The organism is Agrobacterium sp. S7/73 (genome assembly GCF_019355535.1).
Classification (GTDB): Bacteria; Pseudomonadota; Alphaproteobacteria; order Rhizobiales; family Rhizobiaceae; genus Agrobacterium; species Agrobacterium tumefaciens.
On record NZ_CP072137.1, the window covers coordinates 1,100,081 to 1,117,500 of the forward strand.

14 protein-coding genes are annotated in these 17,420 nt (G+C 57.5%); 6 read left to right on the forward strand and 8 right to left on the reverse strand.

Going from position 1 to position 17,420, the window contains the following annotated elements; all coding sequences use genetic code 11:
• Positions 1 to 64: 64 nt before the first annotated feature.
• The gene (gene repB, locus J5276_RS20040; RefSeq protein ID WP_003511631.1) at positions 65 to 1,075 is read right to left on the reverse strand and encodes a plasmid partitioning protein RepB; all 1,011 of its coding nucleotides are present in this window, start codon (positions 1,073 to 1,075) and stop codon (positions 65 to 67) included.
• Entirely contained in the window at positions 1,072 to 2,286 is a 1,215-nt protein-coding gene (gene repA, locus J5276_RS20045) for a plasmid partitioning protein RepA (RefSeq protein WP_029658853.1), read from the reverse strand. Before repA ends, repB begins: the two co-directional genes overlap by 4 nt.
• Positions 2,287 to 2,726: 440 nt before the next feature.
• Here repA and J5276_RS20050 point away from each other — a divergent pair, with 440 nt between their 5' ends.
• The 4 genes from J5276_RS20050 to J5276_RS20065 all read left to right on the forward strand — a co-directional run bounded on the left by J5276_RS20050 (position 2,727) and on the right by J5276_RS20065 (position 7,596).
• A complete protein-coding gene (locus J5276_RS20050) occupies positions 2,727 to 4,112 on the forward strand; it encodes an FAD/NAD(P)-binding protein (RefSeq protein WP_174012154.1) in 1,386 nt (461 codons plus the stop codon).
• 417 nt (positions 4,113 to 4,529) lie between these two features.
• The gene (locus J5276_RS20055) at positions 4,530 to 4,925 is read left to right on the forward strand and encodes a RidA family protein (RefSeq protein ID WP_003511636.1); all 396 of its coding nucleotides are present in this window, start codon (positions 4,530 to 4,532) and stop codon (positions 4,923 to 4,925) included.
• Positions 4,926 to 4,957: 32 nt separating this feature from the next.
• The gene (locus J5276_RS20060) at positions 4,958 to 6,046 is read left to right on the forward strand and encodes a D-TA family PLP-dependent enzyme (protein ID WP_149916139.1); all 1,089 of its coding nucleotides are present in this window, start codon (positions 4,958 to 4,960) and stop codon (positions 6,044 to 6,046) included.
• 71 nt (positions 6,047 to 6,117) lie between these two features.
• Positions 6,118 to 7,596, forward strand: coding sequence for a M81 family metallopeptidase (locus J5276_RS20065; protein WP_025595294.1), 1,479 nt, complete (start codon positions 6,118 to 6,120; stop codon positions 7,594 to 7,596).
• 12 nt (positions 7,597 to 7,608) lie between these two features.
• On the opposite strand, the gene J5276_RS20070 is transcribed toward J5276_RS20065, so the two are convergent.
• From J5276_RS20070 to hutI, 6 genes are all read right to left on the reverse strand, one after another.
• Complete coding sequence (locus J5276_RS20070; RefSeq protein WP_065662382.1) at positions 7,609 to 8,178, reverse strand: HutD family protein; 570 nt, start codon at positions 8,176 to 8,178, stop codon at positions 7,609 to 7,611.
• A gap of 43 nt (positions 8,179 to 8,221) precedes the next feature.
• Entirely contained in the window at positions 8,222 to 9,229 is a 1,008-nt protein-coding gene (locus tag J5276_RS20075) for an alpha/beta fold hydrolase (RefSeq protein WP_112682381.1), read from the reverse strand.
• 245 nt (positions 9,230 to 9,474) lie between these two features.
• The gene (gene hutU / locus J5276_RS20080; RefSeq protein ID WP_025595291.1) at positions 9,475 to 11,148 is read right to left on the reverse strand and encodes a urocanate hydratase; all 1,674 of its coding nucleotides are present in this window, start codon (positions 11,146 to 11,148) and stop codon (positions 9,475 to 9,477) included.
• Positions 11,145 to 11,963, reverse strand: a complete 819-nt coding sequence (hutG, locus tag J5276_RS20085) for an N-formylglutamate deformylase (protein ID WP_003511645.1) — start codon at positions 11,961 to 11,963, stop codon at positions 11,145 to 11,147. The genes hutU and hutG overlap by 4 nt, the downstream gene beginning before the upstream one ends.
• Position 11,964: 1 nt before the next feature.
• On the reverse strand, positions 11,965 to 13,500 hold the full coding sequence (gene hutH, locus J5276_RS20090) for a histidine ammonia-lyase (protein ID WP_003511646.1): 1,536 nt from the start codon (positions 13,498 to 13,500) through the stop codon (positions 11,965 to 11,967).
• Positions 13,497 to 14,756 (reverse strand): imidazolonepropionase, encoded by a 1,260-nt coding sequence (gene hutI, locus J5276_RS20095; RefSeq protein WP_035199810.1) that lies wholly within the window; start codon positions 14,754 to 14,756, stop codon positions 13,497 to 13,499. Before hutI ends, hutH begins: the two co-directional genes overlap by 4 nt.
• A 115-nt stretch (positions 14,757 to 14,871) precedes the next feature.
• Between hutI and J5276_RS20100 the strand changes: the two genes are divergently transcribed.
• Positions 14,872 to 16,218, forward strand: a complete 1,347-nt coding sequence (locus tag J5276_RS20100) for a formimidoylglutamate deiminase (RefSeq protein WP_025595287.1) — start codon at positions 14,872 to 14,874, stop codon at positions 16,216 to 16,218.
• Between the two features lie 48 nt (positions 16,219 to 16,266).
• A complete protein-coding gene (gene hutC, locus J5276_RS20105; RefSeq protein WP_025595286.1) occupies positions 16,267 to 16,992 on the forward strand; it encodes a histidine utilization repressor in 726 nt (241 codons plus the stop codon).
• Positions 16,993 to 17,420 lie beyond the last annotated feature (428 nt).

Below are 17,420 nucleotides of genomic sequence, written 5' to 3' on the forward strand. Positions count from 1 at the left end.
GCGGCAACGTTCGGGGGCTTTTTTCTTTTGTAATGCGTCTCCTGTTAGTCGTTGGTATTAACAATCACTGCTTGGACCGGTATTCGGCAAACAGCGCCTGAAGATGTTCCAGAACGAAATCGGCAAATTCCGGCGCCTCGTTCTTGTCGATGGATATATCCAGCTTGCGGTCGCTTTCGACCACCTTTGCCAGTCTGCTGCCAGTTTCCGAAGACCAAACACCGGCTTTCTTTGCCTGTGCCTTGGGTTTCAGAAAATCCAGAAGCGACTTGAAGCGTTCTTCGGACGGAAGAGCGGCAACGGATGGCTCCCTTACATAAGCGCGCGCAGCTTCCTTGACCTGTGACGAGGAGAGCTGATCTGCGAGATCCATCCAGTTACGGCGACCGACGGTGGGTGCCGGACCAATAAGATCGACCAGATCCTCGGGAATGCGACCGACAACCGATAGCATGTTGGAAAGATCGCCCTTGTGCAGGGACATCGCCGCCATGATCGTATCACGCGGAAACCGCATCTGCAGTTTCTGGGCGAAGCGCGCCTTTTCGATATAGGTTAGGTCACGGCGCTCGTTGTTCTCCTGTCCCTGGGCGACGACCAGCTGTTCGTCGCTGAGATCGCGAACCACGGCCTTGACCGGAATACCCAGGTTGGAAACGGCGCGCAGACGGCGATGGCCAAATGCGACCTGATAACGTCCGGGAAATTCGGGATGAGGGCGCACCAGAATGGGAACCTGCTGGCCCTGCTCTCGAATAGCCTCCACCAGGCCTGCATCCGCCTCTTCTGAGGCTGGCATGCGGTCAGGTATGAAGGATGGGTCGATATCAGCAGGATTGAGCGAAACGATCGTAAGGCCCTCTGCGAGCCGTTTTTCGATCTCTTCAGCACGTTTGGAGCGCTCCGACACTTCGTTCAGAGACTGGCCGATCATGCCGACCGGCGAGTTCAACACATCCGTCACCAGTTCGGGAGAACCGAGGATGGGTCTGACACGCGGACGGGACCGCTCGGGAGTGGTATCGTTGTCTGTGCCTGGCGTGCCAAGATTGGCGAAAATCTGTTTTCTGCTCATGCTGCCCTACCCCACGCTTTTTTAATCAATCCCTCGATTTCAGCGTTCACGTTGTTCATGGCTTCCAGTGCGCGGTCATAGGTGGAGCGCGTGAACTGGGTTCTTTCCACCTCGAAAAGCGTCTGGTTGGTCAATCCGGCATCCGAAACGGCCGTGCTCTTCAGCATCGGGTGAATGAGGACGTTTTCACCGAAGATCGAGCGCAGGAAAGCCACCATCTGGTTCTGCGGCCCATCGCTCGGTTCGAAACGCGTGATGAGGTAACGCATCCAGTTATAATCGGAGCGTGCGCCGGCCCTGCCGATTTCAGCGAGAAGATCGCCAGTCATGGCAAGGAACTGGTTCATGGACATGACATCAAGCATTTGCGGATGAACGGTCACGAGAACCGATGTTGCTGCCGTCAGCGCCGAAAGCGTCAGGTAACCGAGTTGCGGTGGGCAATCGATGACCACGACGTCGTAGAAATTCTGGGCCTGGGCGATTGCCTGGCCGATGCGAGCGAAGAACAGCGTGTCGCCTGGTGCGCGACGCATCAGTGCACGCGGGGTATCATGTTCGAACTCCATAAGTTCCAGATTGCCCGGAACGATATGAAGGTTGGGAATATAGGTGCCGCGAACGATTTCGGCGATCGGCCGGCGTTCGTCATCGTAGCGGATCGCGCCGTAGAGCGTTTCATTCGGGCCGACATCCATTTCGGGCTGGTGACCGAAGAGAGCGGAGAGACTGGCCTGCGGATCGAGATCGATAGCCAGAACCCGGTAACCACGCAGCGCCAGATATTGCGCCAGATGCGCGGAAGTCGTGGTCTTACCCGAACCACCTTTGAAATTCATGACGGCGATGACCTGCAATTCCTCGCCGTCGCGACGGTGGGGCAGATAGCGACGCGTGCCGCGCGCGCCCTGATCGAGAAACTTTCTGATCTCGTCCATATCCTCTACCGAATAGGAACGACGACCGGATGCCTGCGCTGCATCGAGCTCCGGACGCTCAGCGGCGATCTGACGAAGATAGGCTTCACCGATGCCGATCAGCCGTGCGGTTTCTGCCGGCGAAAAATGGCGCATACTCTTTTCGGTATGCGGTGAAAACGTATTCGCATTATGCGCCTGCAATTGGGCTGACAATGCAGCCGAATGCTGTTGTATAAGGCTCGTGAGGTCGGGTGCCCCTGCAGCAAATCTTGAGTCGGCACTCTGTGTCATGGATCTACTTTCGCTCGATATTGCAGTTGCGGTTTTTTTCGAAAAAGACGGTTTTTTCCGCAACTGAGATATAAGCGCCGATTCTCTTTTTGGCGCAATAGGCTTTTTTCCCGGATGCAGAAGTACCCCTAAGGCATTGTGGAAGAATCAGTTTTGCTTTTTGTGACAGTTTTTCGGTTAGCCGCGGCTAACTTCATCTTCGTTCTGGCTGAGACGCGGTTTTTTGGCTTCCTTTAAAATTGACATGGAGCGATCAGAGCGAAAGTTTGCCGCGGCTAACTTTGACAATCCTGCGCACCAAATGTGCAAGGCGCGATCCCGCCGGCGGAAAGTGAAGGGTAGACATTGGCAGGTGTTTAATCTCTACTCATCGACTAGAGTATCAACGGGTTCGGCGCCCACCGCCTGACCTTTCGTGCTGTCGCAGGTTGGAGGAATGAATGTCCTATGATGTCGCTATCGTCGGTTCGGGTTTCTCGGCTATCTGTACCGCCGCTCATCTCTTATCATCCCTGCCCGGGGACGCGTCGATCGCCATTGTCGGCGACGAGTCGGATTTCGGGCGCGGTACGGCCTATCGTACCGAGTTGCCCTATCACCGGCTCAATGTGCCGGCAGGGCGCATGAGCGTATTCCCCGACAGGCCGGATGACTTTCTCGATTGGCTGACGGAGAATGGGCTCGGCAATGATCCATTGGCTTTTGCCTCACGTGGCGATTACGGCCTCTATCTCAGGGACAGGCTCGCCAGCCTGCTGAGAAGCCGGGATCAGCGGGCGAGGGTGGACTTCATCCGTGCCAAGGCTTCAGCCTGTCGCCCGGATGGGAATGGCGGTTTCTCTTTTGCGCTGGAGAATGGTGAGAAGCTGCGCGCTAAAAATGTTGTCTTATGTCTTGGTGTCGGCGCAGCGAGTTTGCCGGTGCAAACTCTGACGAAAGATGACGACGCGCCGCATCGCATTATCGGGCATTGCTGGCAGTCCGGATGGCTGTCGAAAGTAAAGGCGGGGGACCGCATCTGTATTCTGGGTTCTGGCCTGACGATGATAGATCAGGTCCTGACGCTTCGAGGAAAGGGACATCGTGGCCCAATCCACGTATTGTCCCGCCGCGGACTTGTGCCGCATCCACATATCAGCCCGCCACTGTCGCCAGCTGATCCGCGCTTACCAGAAGGTTCGACCGAGATCAGCCGGTTAGTGCAGGCTCTGCGTAGGCAGGTGAAGGATGGTGCGCCGTGGCGTACTGTCATGGATGGTCTACGGCCGAAGACCCAGCTGCTTTGGCAGAGCCTGACATCTGAGCAGCGAAGCCGGTTTCTTCGCCATGCTTTGCCCTGGTGGAACATTCACCGGCACCGAATCGCGCCCGAAGTGCATAAGGCTTTTGAAAAGCTATTATCTGACGGCGTCCTAGAGATCCATGCCGGTTATCTTCGCTCTCTCGACGAGCAGGACGAGGGGATCGCCGTACTTTATCGCCGTCGGCATACGGAGACGCTTAGAGAGTTTCAGGTCGATTGGGTCGTTAATTGTACCGGAATGGAGAGGGCGGGGATCGGTCATTCACGGCTTCTGGAAACCATGCGGGACGATGGCGTGCTTTTGCTCGACGCCTTTGGTCTTGGGGTCGAGGTCGATGGCCAGTCGCGCTTGTCAAGCTCGGACGGGCAGGTCTGGCCTGGCCTGTTTGCCGCCGGGGCGCTGACGGCGGGCCGCTTTTGGGAGATAACCGCCGTGCCGGATATCCGCGTGCAGGCGCAAAAGATCGCGCAAGCTGTTACGGACAGAGTGGTATCGGACCGGCGGGTATCGGCACACGGTTGATGTGACGGAAAGAACACTCGCACAGTGCCAGGTCTTAAAGAGTTTGCGCTTGAGACTGTTCCTCTAACTTTTCAGATACTGAGGTTTGCCGCGGCTAACCTCTCTATTTCTCTCATCAGGCGGCCATCCGAATGTACCGGGCTTTCCTCATTACGCGATAGAGCTAAGGGTTAGTAAGAGCCTTCGCTCAGCCAATAGCCGCTTCCATAGATCGCGACAGACAATGGGTTTTGAGCCTCATTATTCGGTTCGACAACGTGCGGCGATACGAATAGCTCACCGTGACGTCCATCCGTCCGCGAGTTGATGATTTACACAATTGCTAAATTATTTACATCACTTATGGAATATTGATGCAAAACGAGCTATTAAACCCTTAAAAATACGATTTCCATGAAAATTATTTGCGAGGCATCTATGGAAAAGCAGAAACTGGTACGATTCGAGACGGCTGACGCTCAGGCTGGCGGACAGCGCAGGCCTTTTGCGAAGGCCGTGCGGGCCGGTGATTTCGTCTATGTGTCTGGACAGGTGCCAACGGTCGATGGTGAAGTAGTAACTGGCGGCATTGTGGCTCAGACCGAGCAGGTTGTGGCCAATATCATGGATGTTCTGGCGCTTGCGGATTGTACACTTGCCGATGTCGTCAAGGTCAATGTCTGGCTGGATGATGCTCGGGATTTTTCGAGCTTCAACGCGGTCTTCCAGAAATATTTCATCGATCATCCACCGGCACGTTCAACCGTGCAGTCGCCTCTGATGGTCGATGCGAAGGTTGAAATGGATGTTATAGCCTATAAGCCACTGGTTTGATTGCCAATTTCCGATTCTGAGAGCGTTTGACGATGACCTACCCCTGGCCTGACGAAGGCACCCCACTCGATGCGATCTCGACGCCGATGCCCGTGATTGACGAGGACCGACTTGCCGCCAATATTGCGCGGGCGCAGTCCTATCTTGATAGACATGGCATGGCTTTTCGCCCCCATATCAAGACGCATAAGATACCAGCCATTGCGAAGCAGCAGCTTCAGGCGGGCGCCATCGGCATCAATTGCCAGAAGGTCAGCGAGGCGGAAGTTTTCGCGGATGCCGGTTTCGACGACATCCTCATTACCTACAATATCCTCGGCGTGGCGAAACTCTCGCGGCTGAGGGCATTGAATGCGCGTATAGGGCAACTGAGCGTCGTCGCCGACAGCGCCGTGACGATTGCCGGCCTTGCCGGCACATTCGATGCGGAAAGACCGCTTTCCGTTCTTGTCGAATGCGATACCGGCGGAAAACGCTGCGGTGTGCAGACCCCTGAAGCCGTGTTGCAGCTTGCAGAAAAGATCGTCGCGGCACCGGGCCTCAATTTCAAGGGCATTTTGACCTATCCGGCACCCGGTGGCGCTGAAAAGGTGGAGAACTTCATTCGGGAAACCATGGCGTTGCTTGCGGAAAAGGGCATCGACTGCCCGGTTCGCTCCAGTGGCGGCTCACCGGATTTTTTCTCTGCTCACCTCGTTCCCTCCGCAACCGAATATCGGGCGGGCACCTATGTATATAATGATCGTTCGATGCTGCGCGCCGGACATTGCACCGCTGGCGACCTGGCAATGCATGTTCTTGCCACCGTGGTGTCGCGACCGACAGCTGATCGCGCTGTGCTCGATTGTGGCTCCAAGGCTTTGACCTCCGATCTCCTTGGGTTCAGCGATTACGGGCTGATTGAAGGGTATGAAGGCGCGAAAATCATGTCGCTTTCGGAAGAACATGCGGTGGTCGATTTGTCGGGCTGCACATCGGGCCGGCCGGAAATCGGTGAGCTGGTCAAGGTCGTGCCGAACCACACCTGCGTCATCACTAATCTTTTCGACAGGATGGTTTTCCATCGAAACGGTATCGTGACGCGGGTGGAAGACGTGGCAGCACGCGGCACCGTCTGGTAACATTACCCGGCTAATTAAATTGCAAAAAAGATGCTGCCGAAATGCGGGCATCGGCAACGAGAATGACAGTCATGCGCATATTCACGGCATCGCTTGCCACCGAAACCAACACGTTTTCACCCGTCCCGACGGACATGGACGCCTTTCGCGCGGCTTTTTACGCTGGGCCCGGCGAACATCCGGAAACGCCGACACTATGCTCCTCACCGGTACCAATTCTACGCCGGCGCGGCAAAGCGGAAGGGTTTACGGTAATCGAGGGTACCTCCTGCTGGGCGGAACCGGCGGGGCTGATACAGCGCCAGACCTATGAAACGCTGCGCGATACGATTCTCGCCGAGCTTGCCGCCGCACTGCCGGTCGACGCGGTAATTCTTGGTCTCCATGGCGCCATGGTCGCGCAGGGTTATGACGATCCGGAAGGTGATTTCCTGTCACATGTCCGCACGCTTGTTGGTCCCGACGTACTGATCGCGGCGGAATTCGATCCCCACAGCCATTTGACCCCTTTAAGGGTCCAAAATCTCGATATAATGGCGACGTTTCTGGAATTCCCGCATACGGATTTTGAGGAACGTGGTGAGCACGTCGTTGAACTGGCACTTCGCACCCTGCGCGGAGAAATCAGGCCGGTTATTTCCACTTTCAATTGCCGCATGATCACCATTTACCCCACCAGCCGCGAACCGATGCGTTCTTATGTTGACCGTTTGAAGGCTTTGGAGGGTAAGGACGGCGTGCTGTCTATTTCCGTCATTCACGGTTTCATGGCAGGCGATGTACCAGATATGGGCACGCGTATCGTCGTCGTGACAGATAATGACAGGGCAAAAGGCGACGCACTGGCCGAAAAACTCGGCCATGAGCTTTATGCCATGCGCAAGTTGACTGCCATGCCGATGCTCGACACGGAATCGGGTCTCGACAGGGCTCTCGCCATTCGTAGTGAGCATCCGGATATGCCGGTCGTGGTGTCGGATATATGGGATAATCCCGGTGGCGGCGTTGCGGGTGATGCCACCCATATTCTGCGGCGCATGGTGGAGCGCGGCATGGACAATATCGGTGTGGCAACGATCTGGGATCCGATTGCTGTGTCTTTCTGTCACGCGGCAGGCGAGGGGGCGGAGATTGATCTGCGTATTGGCGGCAAATCCAGTCCCGAAGGTGGCGAGCCGCTCGATTTCCGGATCAGGGTCATGCGCACTGCAGAAGCAGGGTGGCAGAGTTTCCGAAATAGCCGCGTCACGCTCGGCCGCGCCGCCGTCGTTCGACCGGTCGGAACGGAAATCGATATCATTCTCATTACCAGCCGCACGCAAACTTATGAGCCGGATATCTTTTCCAATCTCGGCATTGATTTTGCCAGGAAAGACGTGCTGCTGGTGAAGTCCACCAACCACTTCCATGCGGGTTTTGCGCCGGTCGCTTCCGAGATCGTTTATATCGCCGCGCCCACTTCCTATCCGACCGATCCGGCCACAACCGCCTATCGCAAGGCAAGCCTCCAGCTATGGCCACGGGTGGCCGATCCGCTGGGGTTGGACTGAGGCTGCGGCGCTTCAGATATCTTGTAGCGTGATCAGAAAGAATATGCCTTCACCATGATCTGCATCGATGGTGAACGGCACGCTTTCCGTGATGAAAACGCTATCCAGCTTCTTCAGCCGGGCTGTGTCGTTGTTGACGGCGACCGTCAGAGGATCGAGCGCGAGGATCAGCCTTGTTACCGTTGCCGGTTGCATCGAACAGCTGCCGGATAGTCTTTGCACGCTGTGGGCGAAGGACGAGCGGCGGGTCATGACGTTCAGGTCGACGATCGCGCCGTCCATCAGGGTCGCATCCACGGGAACATCGGCGGCAAAGGGCAGGGGGGTACTCTCCGTCGTCAGCGCCACCGGCTCATGACCCGAAATAGCGAGTGCAAGGCCGTTTCCCTCGATAATCGCAAGCGTGCGGTCTATGCCGGGGAAGCTGGAAAATGGTCCGTCCTGAGCAACGGTCGCCATGCTGACGCGCCAGTCGAATGCATCCACGGAAGCACCCGGCGGATGGATGGCGATTTCCACCGTAACGCCCCCGCCATTTTTCCACGGCATGGTTTTGTATTCGGAAGCGCGTAATATTCTCATGTGATGTCCAGAATCGGGTCGTTAAGGGGGCGGGGGCGAAAGTTTACGATCCGCGATCATTCTCGATGCGTCGCTCAATCGTTTTTTGGACTGCCTTTAAATCGGATGGCCGGCCGGCAACCTTTTCGATCGCGGCAATGGCAAGGTCACTGGCCACATAGTCAGATTTATGCCCGAGATTGTGCACGACGATCAAAGTGGAGCCGCGAATATCTCTGGCGAGATGACGGGAATGCACCTCTGGCGAGACGATCGTGTCCGTATCACCGGTTATGATGACGGTTGGTGCCGTGATGCGCCGATACTTCGAGGAAGCTCCGCGCGCCCATTCATTGAGAGCCGCGACCTCCTGCGCATTGTGCCGAAAGGCCCTGGGCCGCAGGGCCGCCACGGAATGCGTTGCTTCCACATAACCGGCGGGTCTGGAATTGGGTGCAAAAACACCGCGCGTTGCCTGATCCAATGCCAGGAGGCCGGCGGGCGGAGCAATGAAGGTGCTAAACAGCGGACCGGTAAAGGGCGCATTTGCCGCTGTGTAATACCAGGCGATGCCGCCCTCCCATGGATAGACAGCGGGAGAAAGGAATACGAGGCCCGCGACCATCTCCGGATGACGGACCGCAAGCGATGCCGCGATGGCGCCGCCAAAGGAATGTCCGACGATAATCGCTCTCGGGACGCCTCGCTTTTTCATAAGCTGGGCAATGGCGTCCGCCTGTCCATCCGGGAGAATATTTGCCTTGCCGCCGATATCCGAATTGCCGTGCCCTGGCCTGTCGACAAATAGCAGTTTTGCACGGCCTCTCAGCTTTTCGAGAAACGAAAACATCGGATCATAGAGACTGGCGCTTGCCCCGTGAATGAAGAGGATCGGCGGAAGCTCGGCGCTTTTTCTCGGCTCGACCAAGATGCTGTTCAGCTTGTAGCCGCCCACATCGATCCGCACGGGAACATTTTGCTGCTTTTCGGACGCCACGGCATTCGTAGCGGAAACCGGAAGAAGTGCCCCGAGCAGGAGGGTAAATGCAAGCGGAAGGAACCTGTACGCCATTCTTTGATCTACCATGTCCTTCATGCCTGCCTAACGGTTAGCGCGGCTTTCAAACGAGCATACAGTCGGTCGGTTAAAAACAGCAACGTAAGAAAGCCGCAGACAGACCAGAAGTTCCACCGGCCGCCGACAGCGGCGTCGAAACTGATGCGGCACCGCTGTCGGCACTGTACGATGGGTGGATCGCGGCTCTCTTCCCCGATCAGATAAACGGCGCAGCCTGAAGACTGCGCCGAGTTTTTTCTTTAGTTACCGAGAATGCCGGGCAGTCGCAGGCCCTGCTCTTTTGCGCATTCCACGGCGATTTCGTAACCGGCATCGGCATGGCGCATGACGCCGGTTGCCGGGTCGTTCCACAGCACGCGCTCTATGCGGCGGGCCGCGTCATCGGTGCCGTCGCAGCAGATGACCATGCCGGAATGCTGGGAAAAGCCCATGCCGACACCGCCGCCGTGGTGCAGGGAAACCCATGTCGCGCCGGATGCGGTATTGAGCAGCGCGTTCAGCAGCGGCCAGTCGGATACGGCATCCGAACCGTCCTGCATGGCTTCGGTCTCGCGGTTCGGCGAGGCGACGGAGCCGCTGTCGAGGTGGTCGCGGCCGATGACGATCGGAGCGCTGAGCTCGCCGTTCTTGACCATTTCGTTGAAAGCAAGACCGAGACGATGGCGATCACCGAGGCCAACCCAGCAGATACGCGCCGGCAGGCCCTGGAAGGCGATGCGCTCGGCGGCCATATCAAGCCAATTGTGCAGGTGCTTGTTGTCGGGCAGCAGTTCCTTCACCTTGGCGTCGGTCTTGCGGATGTCTTCCGGATCACCCGATAGTGCCGCCCAGCGGAACGGGCCGACGCCGCGGCAAAACAGCGGGCGGATATAGGCCGGAACGAAGCCCGGGAAGGCGAAAGCGTTTTCCAGCCCTTCTTCTTTTGCCACCTGGCGGATGTTGTTGCCGTAGTCGAAAGTCGGAATGCCCATGTCCTGGAAGGCAATCATCGCTTCGACATGTTCGCGCATCGAGGCACGGGCAGCTTTTTCGACGGCTTTCGGGTCGCTCTCGCGCTTTTCCTTCCACTTGGCCATCGTCCAGCCCTTCGGCAGATAGCCGTTGATCGGGTCGTGCGCCGAGGTCTGGTCGGTTACCATGTCTGGACGGATGCCGCGGCGGACCATTTCCGGCAGGATTTCAGCGGTGTTGCCGAGCAGGCCGACGGACTTTGCCTCACCGGCGGCTGTCCAGCGCTCAATCATCTCCATCGCCTCATCAAGAGTTTCGGCGCGGGCATCGACGTAGCGGGTGCGCAGACGGAAATCGATCGAATCGGGATTGCATTCAATGGCAAGGCAGCAGGCACCGGCCATCACGGCGGCAAGTGGCTGGGCGCCGCCCATGCCGCCAAGGCCGCCGGTCAGAACCCATTTGCCTGTGAGATCGCCATTATAGTGCTGACGACCGGCCTCCACGAAGGTTTCGTAGGTGCCCTGCACGATGCCCTGGCTGCCGATATAGATCCACGAACCGGCGGTCATCTGGCCGTACATGGCAAGACCCTTTTTATCCAGCTCGTTGAAATGATCCCATGTCGCCCAGTGCGGCACGAGGTTGGAGTTGGCAATCAGCACGCGCGGCGCATCCTTGTGGGTGCGGAACACGCCGACCGGTTTACCGGACTGGACCATCAGCGTTTCGTCTTCGTTGAGATCGCGCAGGGTCGCGACGATCTTGTCGAAATCCGCCCAGGTGCGGGCGGCACGGCCGATGCCACCATAAACCACCAGTTCGTGCGGGTTCTCGGCCACTTCAGGATCGAGATTGTTCATCAGCATGCGCAGCGGCGCTTCTGTCATCCACGATTTCGCGGTCAGCTCGGTTCCACGCGCAGCGCGGACGTCGCGGATATTGTGACGAGGATTGGTCATTTGGTTCCCCTTTTGGTGTGTGCGAGTGTCAGCGCAGTCGTTTCGATGCGCGTGAGAATGTCTTTCAGGTGGATACGAAGCTTGGTGGCCTTGGCGTCGTCATAGGCAAACGGCGGTGCCTCTGTCGTTAGATGGGTGGATTGCGCCAGTTCCATCTGGATGGCGTGCACGCCGGTTTCGGGCTTTCCGTAGTGGCGTGTCGTCCAGCCACCCTTGAAGCGACCGTTGAGAATGCTGGTGTAACCTTCTGCCGCAGCGGTCGCTTCGACCGCCATTGTCTCGATGGCTGGGTCGCAGGTCCTGCCCATATCCGTACCGATGTTGAAATCCGGCAGCTTGCCTTCGAACAGGAACGGGATATGCGAGCGGATCGAATGGCAATCATAGAGAATGGCGATGCCGTGAATGGCCTTAACCCGCTCGATTTCCGCGGCAAGGGCCGCGTGATAGGGTGCATGAAACGTTTCCAGCCGAGAGACTATGTCGTCCTGATTCGGTTCCTGCCCCTCATTCCAGATCGATTTGCCGTCGAAATCGGTTTCCGGAACAAGGCCTGTGGTGTTTTGTCCTGGATAGAGGCTAACGCCTTCAGGATCGCGGTTGGCATCGATCACATAACGATGAAAGGTGGCGCGAACCGTCGTCGCGTCGGGGAGCAGATCCGCGTAGAGATCATGAATATGCCAGTCGGTGTCGGCAAGCATCTTGCCGTTGTCGTTCAAGCGTTGCCAAATCGCTGCCGGAACATCGGTGCCGGTGTGGGGCAGGCCGAGAATGACGGGCGATGTGCCTTCTTTAATATCGAAGACGCGCATCTTACGCCTCCAGCTTCGGAAGAATGCCGTCGGAAATCACGGACACAAGAGCGCCGGTAGCAATAAGGTCGGATGCCGCCTTCAGATCCGGCGCCATATAACGGTCCTCTTCCAGTGAAGGGATCGCCTGACGCAGCACGGCGATTGCCTTTTGCAGCTCCGGGCTGGTTTTCAATGGCCCACGCAGCTCAACGCCCTGAACCGCCGAAAGCGCCTCGATGCCGAGGATGGCGAAAAGGTTCTCCGTCATCGGTAGCAGGCGGCGCGCGCCGTGGCAGGCCATGGATACATGGTCTTCCTGATTGGCTGAGGTTGGCGTCGAATCGACCGAAGCCGGATGAGCCATCTGCTTGTTCTCGCTCATCAGCGCAGCGGAGGTGACTTCGGCAATCATCAGGCCGGAATTCAGCCCCGGTTTTTTCGATAAAAATGCCGGAAGGCCATAGGATAGAGCCGGATCGACAAGCAGCGCCACGCGGCGCTGCGCGATCGCGCCGATTTCGCAGATGGCAAGCGCCGTCTGGTCGGCGGCAAATGCCACCGGTTCAGCGTGGAAGTTGCCCCCGGATACGACGGAATTGTCGGAAAGCACCAGCGGATTGTCCGTCACGGCATTGGCTTCGATTTCAAGCGTGCGGGCTACCTGCCGCAGAAGATCGAGGCAGGCGCCGTCCACCTGCGGCTGGCAGCGGATGCAATAGGGATCCTGAACGCGCTCGTCGCCTTCGATATGGCTGACACGGATTTCGGATCCTTCCAGCAGGTTGCGCAGTGCAGCCCCCGCATCGATCTGGCCCTTGTGGCCGCGCAATGTGTGAATATCGGGATGGAAGGGAGCCGAAGAACCCATGGCGGCATCGGTGGAAAGCGCACCTGTTATCAGCGCTGCCTGTGCCGCGCGGTGAGCGCGGAAAAGACCGGCAAGCGCCAGCGCCGTCGAGGTTTGCGTGCCGTTGATCAGCGCCAACCCTTCCTTGGCGGCGAGCACGACCGGGGTCAGCCCGGCTTTAGTGAGAGCTTCGCCGGCGGGCAGAAGCGTACCTTCATAGAAAGCCTCGCCTTCGCCCATCATCACGGCGGCCATATGGGCAAGCGGCGCGAGATCCCCCGACGCTCCGACCGAACCCTTTTCCGGGATGGAAGGGATGACACCCTTTTCCAGCATGTCCTCAATCAGCCGCACCAGTTCCAGCCGCACGCCGGAGGCGCCGCGACCAAGCGAAATCAGCTTCAGCGCCATGATCAGGCGCACGACATTTTCCGGAAGCGCCGCACCGACGCCGCAGCAATGTGACAGGATGAGGTTACGCTGCAGCGTCGCCACATCGGCTGCGTCGATCTTGATCGAGGCGAGTTTGCCGAAACCGGTATTGATGCCATAGACCGGAGCGTTGCCGGCGGCGATCTCGGCGATGCGGGCCGCTGCTTTTTCTATGCCGGCATCGAACGAACGGTCGAGTTTCGCTCTGCCGTTATCCCAGTAGATTGCGGCAAGTTCAGCAAGGGTCACATTGCCTGGGTGAAGCGTGATAGTCATGTAGAAACCTTCTGTCCCTTGAAAATGCGGGCGTGGAGCGGGTTGAAGCCGATGCGGTAGACAAGTTCAGCCGGGCGTTCGATATCCCAGATGGTGAAATCAGCGGATTTTCCTGCTTCCAGCGTGCCAGTTTCCGCAAGCAGGCCGAGCGCCTTTGCGGCATTACGCGTGGTCGCCGTCAGGCATTCCTCCACCGTCATGCGAAAAAGCGTGGCACCCATGTTCATGGTCAGCAACAGGGAAGTCAGTGGTGAGGTGCCAGGATTGCAATCGGTAGCCAGCGCGATGTCAGCGCCTGCATCGCGCAGGGCCTGAACCGGGGGCAGCTGTTTTTCGCGGAGCGCGTAAAAGGCCCCGGGCAGAAGCACGGCCACCGTTCCCGCTTTAGCCAATGCTTTTGCACCGGCCTCATCAAGATATTCCAGATGATCGGCGGAAAGCGCACCATAGGACGCGGCAAGCTCCGTACCGCCGAGGTTGGAAAGCTGTTCGGCATGCAGCTTGACGGGAAGACCGTACTGTTTTGCCGCTTCGAAAACCCGGGTCATTTCCTCAACGGAAAAGGCGATGCCTTCGCAAAAACCGTCAACCGCATCCGCCAGTCCTTCCGCATTGGCTTTTTCCAGCCCCGGCAGAACCACGTCCATAATGTAGTCGGCGTTACGGCCCTTATATTCGGCCGGTGTCGCATGCGCGGCCAAGTAGCTGGTGACGATTCTAACGGGCCGTAACGTCTCAAGTTTGCGGGCGACGCGCAGCATTTTCAGTTCGGTTTCGATATCAAGACCGTAACCGGATTTTATTTCGAGGGTCGAGACACCCTCCGCCAGAAGCGTATCCAGACGGGGCAATGCCTGTGCCACCAAAGCCTCTTCCGAGAGGGCGCGCGTGTCGCGTACCGAAGAAACGATACCACCGCCCGCTTTGGCGATCTCCTCATAGGTCGCGCCATTGAGGCGCATTTCGAATTCCATGGCGCGGTTGCCGCCGAAGACCAAATGTGTGTGGCAGTCTATCAAGGCCGGGGTGATCCAGCGTCCCTCACAATCGGTTATCTCGTCGGCCGTTGCCAGGTCGGCGGGCAGATCGCTTTCGGCGCCGGCAAAGACGATGCGGTCGTTGCGTATGGCAATGGCAGCATTTTCGATAGCGCCGATGCCATCCATGGTAGGATCAAACGTCGCCAGCCGGGCATTGCGCCACAATGCGGTAGTGTCACCCGTCGCCATTCCCTTTGTATATTTGTTCCCCGGCATTTGCTTTTCGCCTTTCTTTTATGTGCCAAATGTATATACATAATAATCATGTTGGCAAGCCGTAATTTCGTATGCGACGTGGCCTTGTCAGAAGAGATCAAGAGGAGAGGGTGGCATGACGGTAATTCACGCGGGCGCAGCACTTCTGGCCGATGGGTGGGTGCAAGATGTTCGCATCCACTGCAGGGGCGGTGCTGTTTCATCCGTCGAAACCGGTGTTTCTCCGCAGCCGCAGGATGAACGGCATGCCGTTATCGTGCCAGCCATGCCCAATCTCCACAGCCATGCCTTTCAGCGGGCCATGGCAGGGCTTGCTGAAATTCGCGGACCTGCCGATGACAGCTTCTGGAGCTGGCGCACGGTCATGTACAAGTTCGCGCTGTCAATGACACCGGATCATGTCGAGGCGGTTGCTGCCCAGCTTTATATGGAAATGCTGGAAGCCGGTTTTGGACGGGTCGGTGAATTTCATTACCTGCATAACGATATGGATGGTTCGCATTACGGCAATATCGCCGAAATGGCCGAACGTATCGGTGCCGCCGCCTCGCAAACGGGGATCGGCCTGACTTTGCTGCCGGTATTTTATGCGCATTCCGGTTTCGGCGGTCAGCCGCCGATCGACGGTCAGAAACGTTTCATCCATTCGCTCGACAGCTACGAAAGGCTCATGCAGGGCGCCCAAGCCGTGGTGAATGGGCTTCCCGGTGCAACGCTCGGCATCGCGCCACACAGTCTCCGTGCCGTAACTGGTGAAGAACTGGCGGCGATCGAACCGCTGGCGAAAGGCGGCCCGATCCACATTCATGTGGCGGAGCAGGTCAAGGAAATCGAGGACTCGCTCGCCTTTTCAGGTGCGCGGCCGGTGGAGTGGCTTTTGCAGAATGCACCGGTCGATGATCGCTGGTGCCTTATCCATGCGACGCATATGACGGAAGCCGAAACCCGCCGCATGGCAAAAAGCGGTGCCGTTGCCGGCCTTTGCCCCATCACCGAGGCCAATCTTGGCGACGGCATCTTCCCCGCTCCCGGTTTCATCGCGGAAGGCGGCCATTACGGTGTCGGTTCGGATTCCAACATTTTGATCTCCGTGCCGGAAGAATTGCGGATGCTCGAATATTCGCAGCGCCTGTCGCTTCGGGCGCGCAATGTCATCGCCGATGCCGGCCGTTCCACGGGCGAGAAACTGTTCCAGCAGGCGCTTCAAGGCGGTGGCAGGGCGCTGGATTCAAAAAATCAGATAGAAGCGGGAAAAAGCGCTGATTTTGTCGCGCTTGATTGCTCGGCCGTTCCCCATCTTCCGGCATCCCAGATTCTCGACCAGTGGATGTTCGCGAGTAGCGTCCATGTCGATACCGTCTGGGTGCGCGGTAAAAAACTGGTGCAAGCGGGCCGGCACGTCCATCGCCATGAAATATCGGATCGCTTCAACAAGGTCATGGCCGAACTTGTCGATAGCTGATATGCGCTCGATAGGAACGACATCGAGCCGTTGGAAGGCATTGCGGACGTGACGAAAGCATCGGCCGGGCAAACCCTGCACCAGCGAATCCTCGGTGATATCGAGGGCCGGATCGTATCGGGCGAATGGCCGCCGGGTCACCGGTTGCCTTTCGAGGTTGATCTCGCCGCCCACTACGATTGCTCCCGCATGACCGTCAACAAGGTCATGGGCCAGCTTGTGAAGGCCGGCTTGATCGAGCGCCGCAAGAAATCCGGCAGTTTCGTCCGCCAGCCGCAGATCCAGTCCGCGGTTCTCGAAATCCACGATATCAGGGCGGAAGTCGAATCCCTTGGCCTGGAATATGGCTTCAAGGTTCTGAAGCGCACGCAGCGTGTCGCAAAGCGTGAGGATCGGACAAGTCTCGATATTGCCATTGGTACATCGCTGCTCGATATCGTCTGCATTCATTTTGCGGGCACGCGGGAATTCTGTATCGAGCAGCGTCTCGTCAATCTGGCAACCGTTCCCGATGCCGCTGAAATCGACTTCACGGAGATTGCACCCGGACCCTGGCTGCTTGGCCATGTTCCCTGGAGCAATGCCGAACACCGCATCAGTGCCGAAACGCCTTCGAAAGATGTGGCACGCCTGTTGGGTATCTCCGACAGGCAGGCCTGCCTCGTCGTGGAGCGGCGCACATGGAGCAATTCGGGTGCCGTCACCTATGTACGCTTCACCTATCCCGGCAATGCGCACGCTCTGGTCGCCCGTTTCAGCCCGTCTTCCGAATAAGACTGGGAAGGGCGCAATGCCTGCAATGCCCAAGAGAGCGCCCTCGTCGTGGTAGGAAAAGTCCTAGCTCCCGTCATGCAGCTCCGAAACGTTAAAATCTGTTAGTTTGTATGACTAATTTCAAACTATCCTTTAAAATCAATGCTTTGAATGTTTTTTTTAGAATTTGTATTTTGGTGTGTTGACTTGTTTGAGGGTGATCTCTTATAAGTCCGCTCACTGAACGAGGGCGGCGGCGCTGCTGGCGACGAAGTCTTTCGTTCTAAAGAAATCATGTTGATGAGCTGACTGCTTGTTGTTTTCCAAGGGCTTTTGCTTTTGGGGTTTGATTTTGTGACTGCAATGAGCGGTCTGTTTTTTGACAATTGAATATGAGAAGAAAGAGAAACGTGGGCGGCGAAGCTTGCGGGGTCTGAAGGAATTCAGGC

Excerpts from the sequence above, each read along its gene's own strand:
- repB (WP_003511631.1), bottom strand. The coding sequence starts at position 1,075 with ATGAGCAGAAAACAGATTTTCGCCAATCTTGGCACGCCAGGCACAGAC.
- repA (WP_029658853.1), bottom strand. The coding sequence starts at position 2,286 with ATGACACAGAGTGCCGACTCAAGATTTGCTGCAGGGGCACCCGACCTC.
- J5276_RS20050 (WP_174012154.1), top strand. The coding sequence starts at position 2,727 with ATGTCCTATGATGTCGCTATCGTCGGTTCGGGTTTCTCGGCTATCTGT.
- J5276_RS20055 (WP_003511636.1), top strand. The coding sequence starts at position 4,530 with ATGGAAAAGCAGAAACTGGTACGATTCGAGACGGCTGACGCTCAGGCT.
- J5276_RS20060 (WP_149916139.1), top strand. The coding sequence starts at position 4,958 with ATGACCTACCCCTGGCCTGACGAAGGCACCCCACTCGATGCGATCTCG.
- J5276_RS20065 (WP_025595294.1), top strand. The coding sequence starts at position 6,118 with ATGCGCATATTCACGGCATCGCTTGCCACCGAAACCAACACGTTTTCA.
- J5276_RS20070 (WP_065662382.1), bottom strand. The coding sequence starts at position 8,178 with ATGAGAATATTACGCGCTTCCGAATACAAAACCATGCCGTGGAAAAAT.
- J5276_RS20075 (WP_112682381.1), bottom strand. The coding sequence starts at position 9,229 with ATGGCGTACAGGTTCCTTCCGCTTGCATTTACCCTCCTGCTCGGGGCA.
- hutU (WP_025595291.1), bottom strand. The coding sequence starts at position 11,148 with ATGACCAATCCTCGTCACAATATCCGCGACGTCCGCGCTGCGCGTGGA.
- hutG (WP_003511645.1), bottom strand. The coding sequence starts at position 11,963 with ATGCGCGTCTTCGATATTAAAGAAGGCACATCGCCCGTCATTCTCGGC.
- hutH (WP_003511646.1), bottom strand. The coding sequence starts at position 13,500 with ATGACTATCACGCTTCACCCAGGCAATGTGACCCTTGCTGAACTTGCC.
- hutI (WP_035199810.1), bottom strand. The coding sequence starts at position 14,756 with ATGCCGGGGAACAAATATACAAAGGGAATGGCGACGGGTGACACTACC.
- J5276_RS20100 (WP_025595287.1), top strand. The coding sequence starts at position 14,872 with ATGACGGTAATTCACGCGGGCGCAGCACTTCTGGCCGATGGGTGGGTG.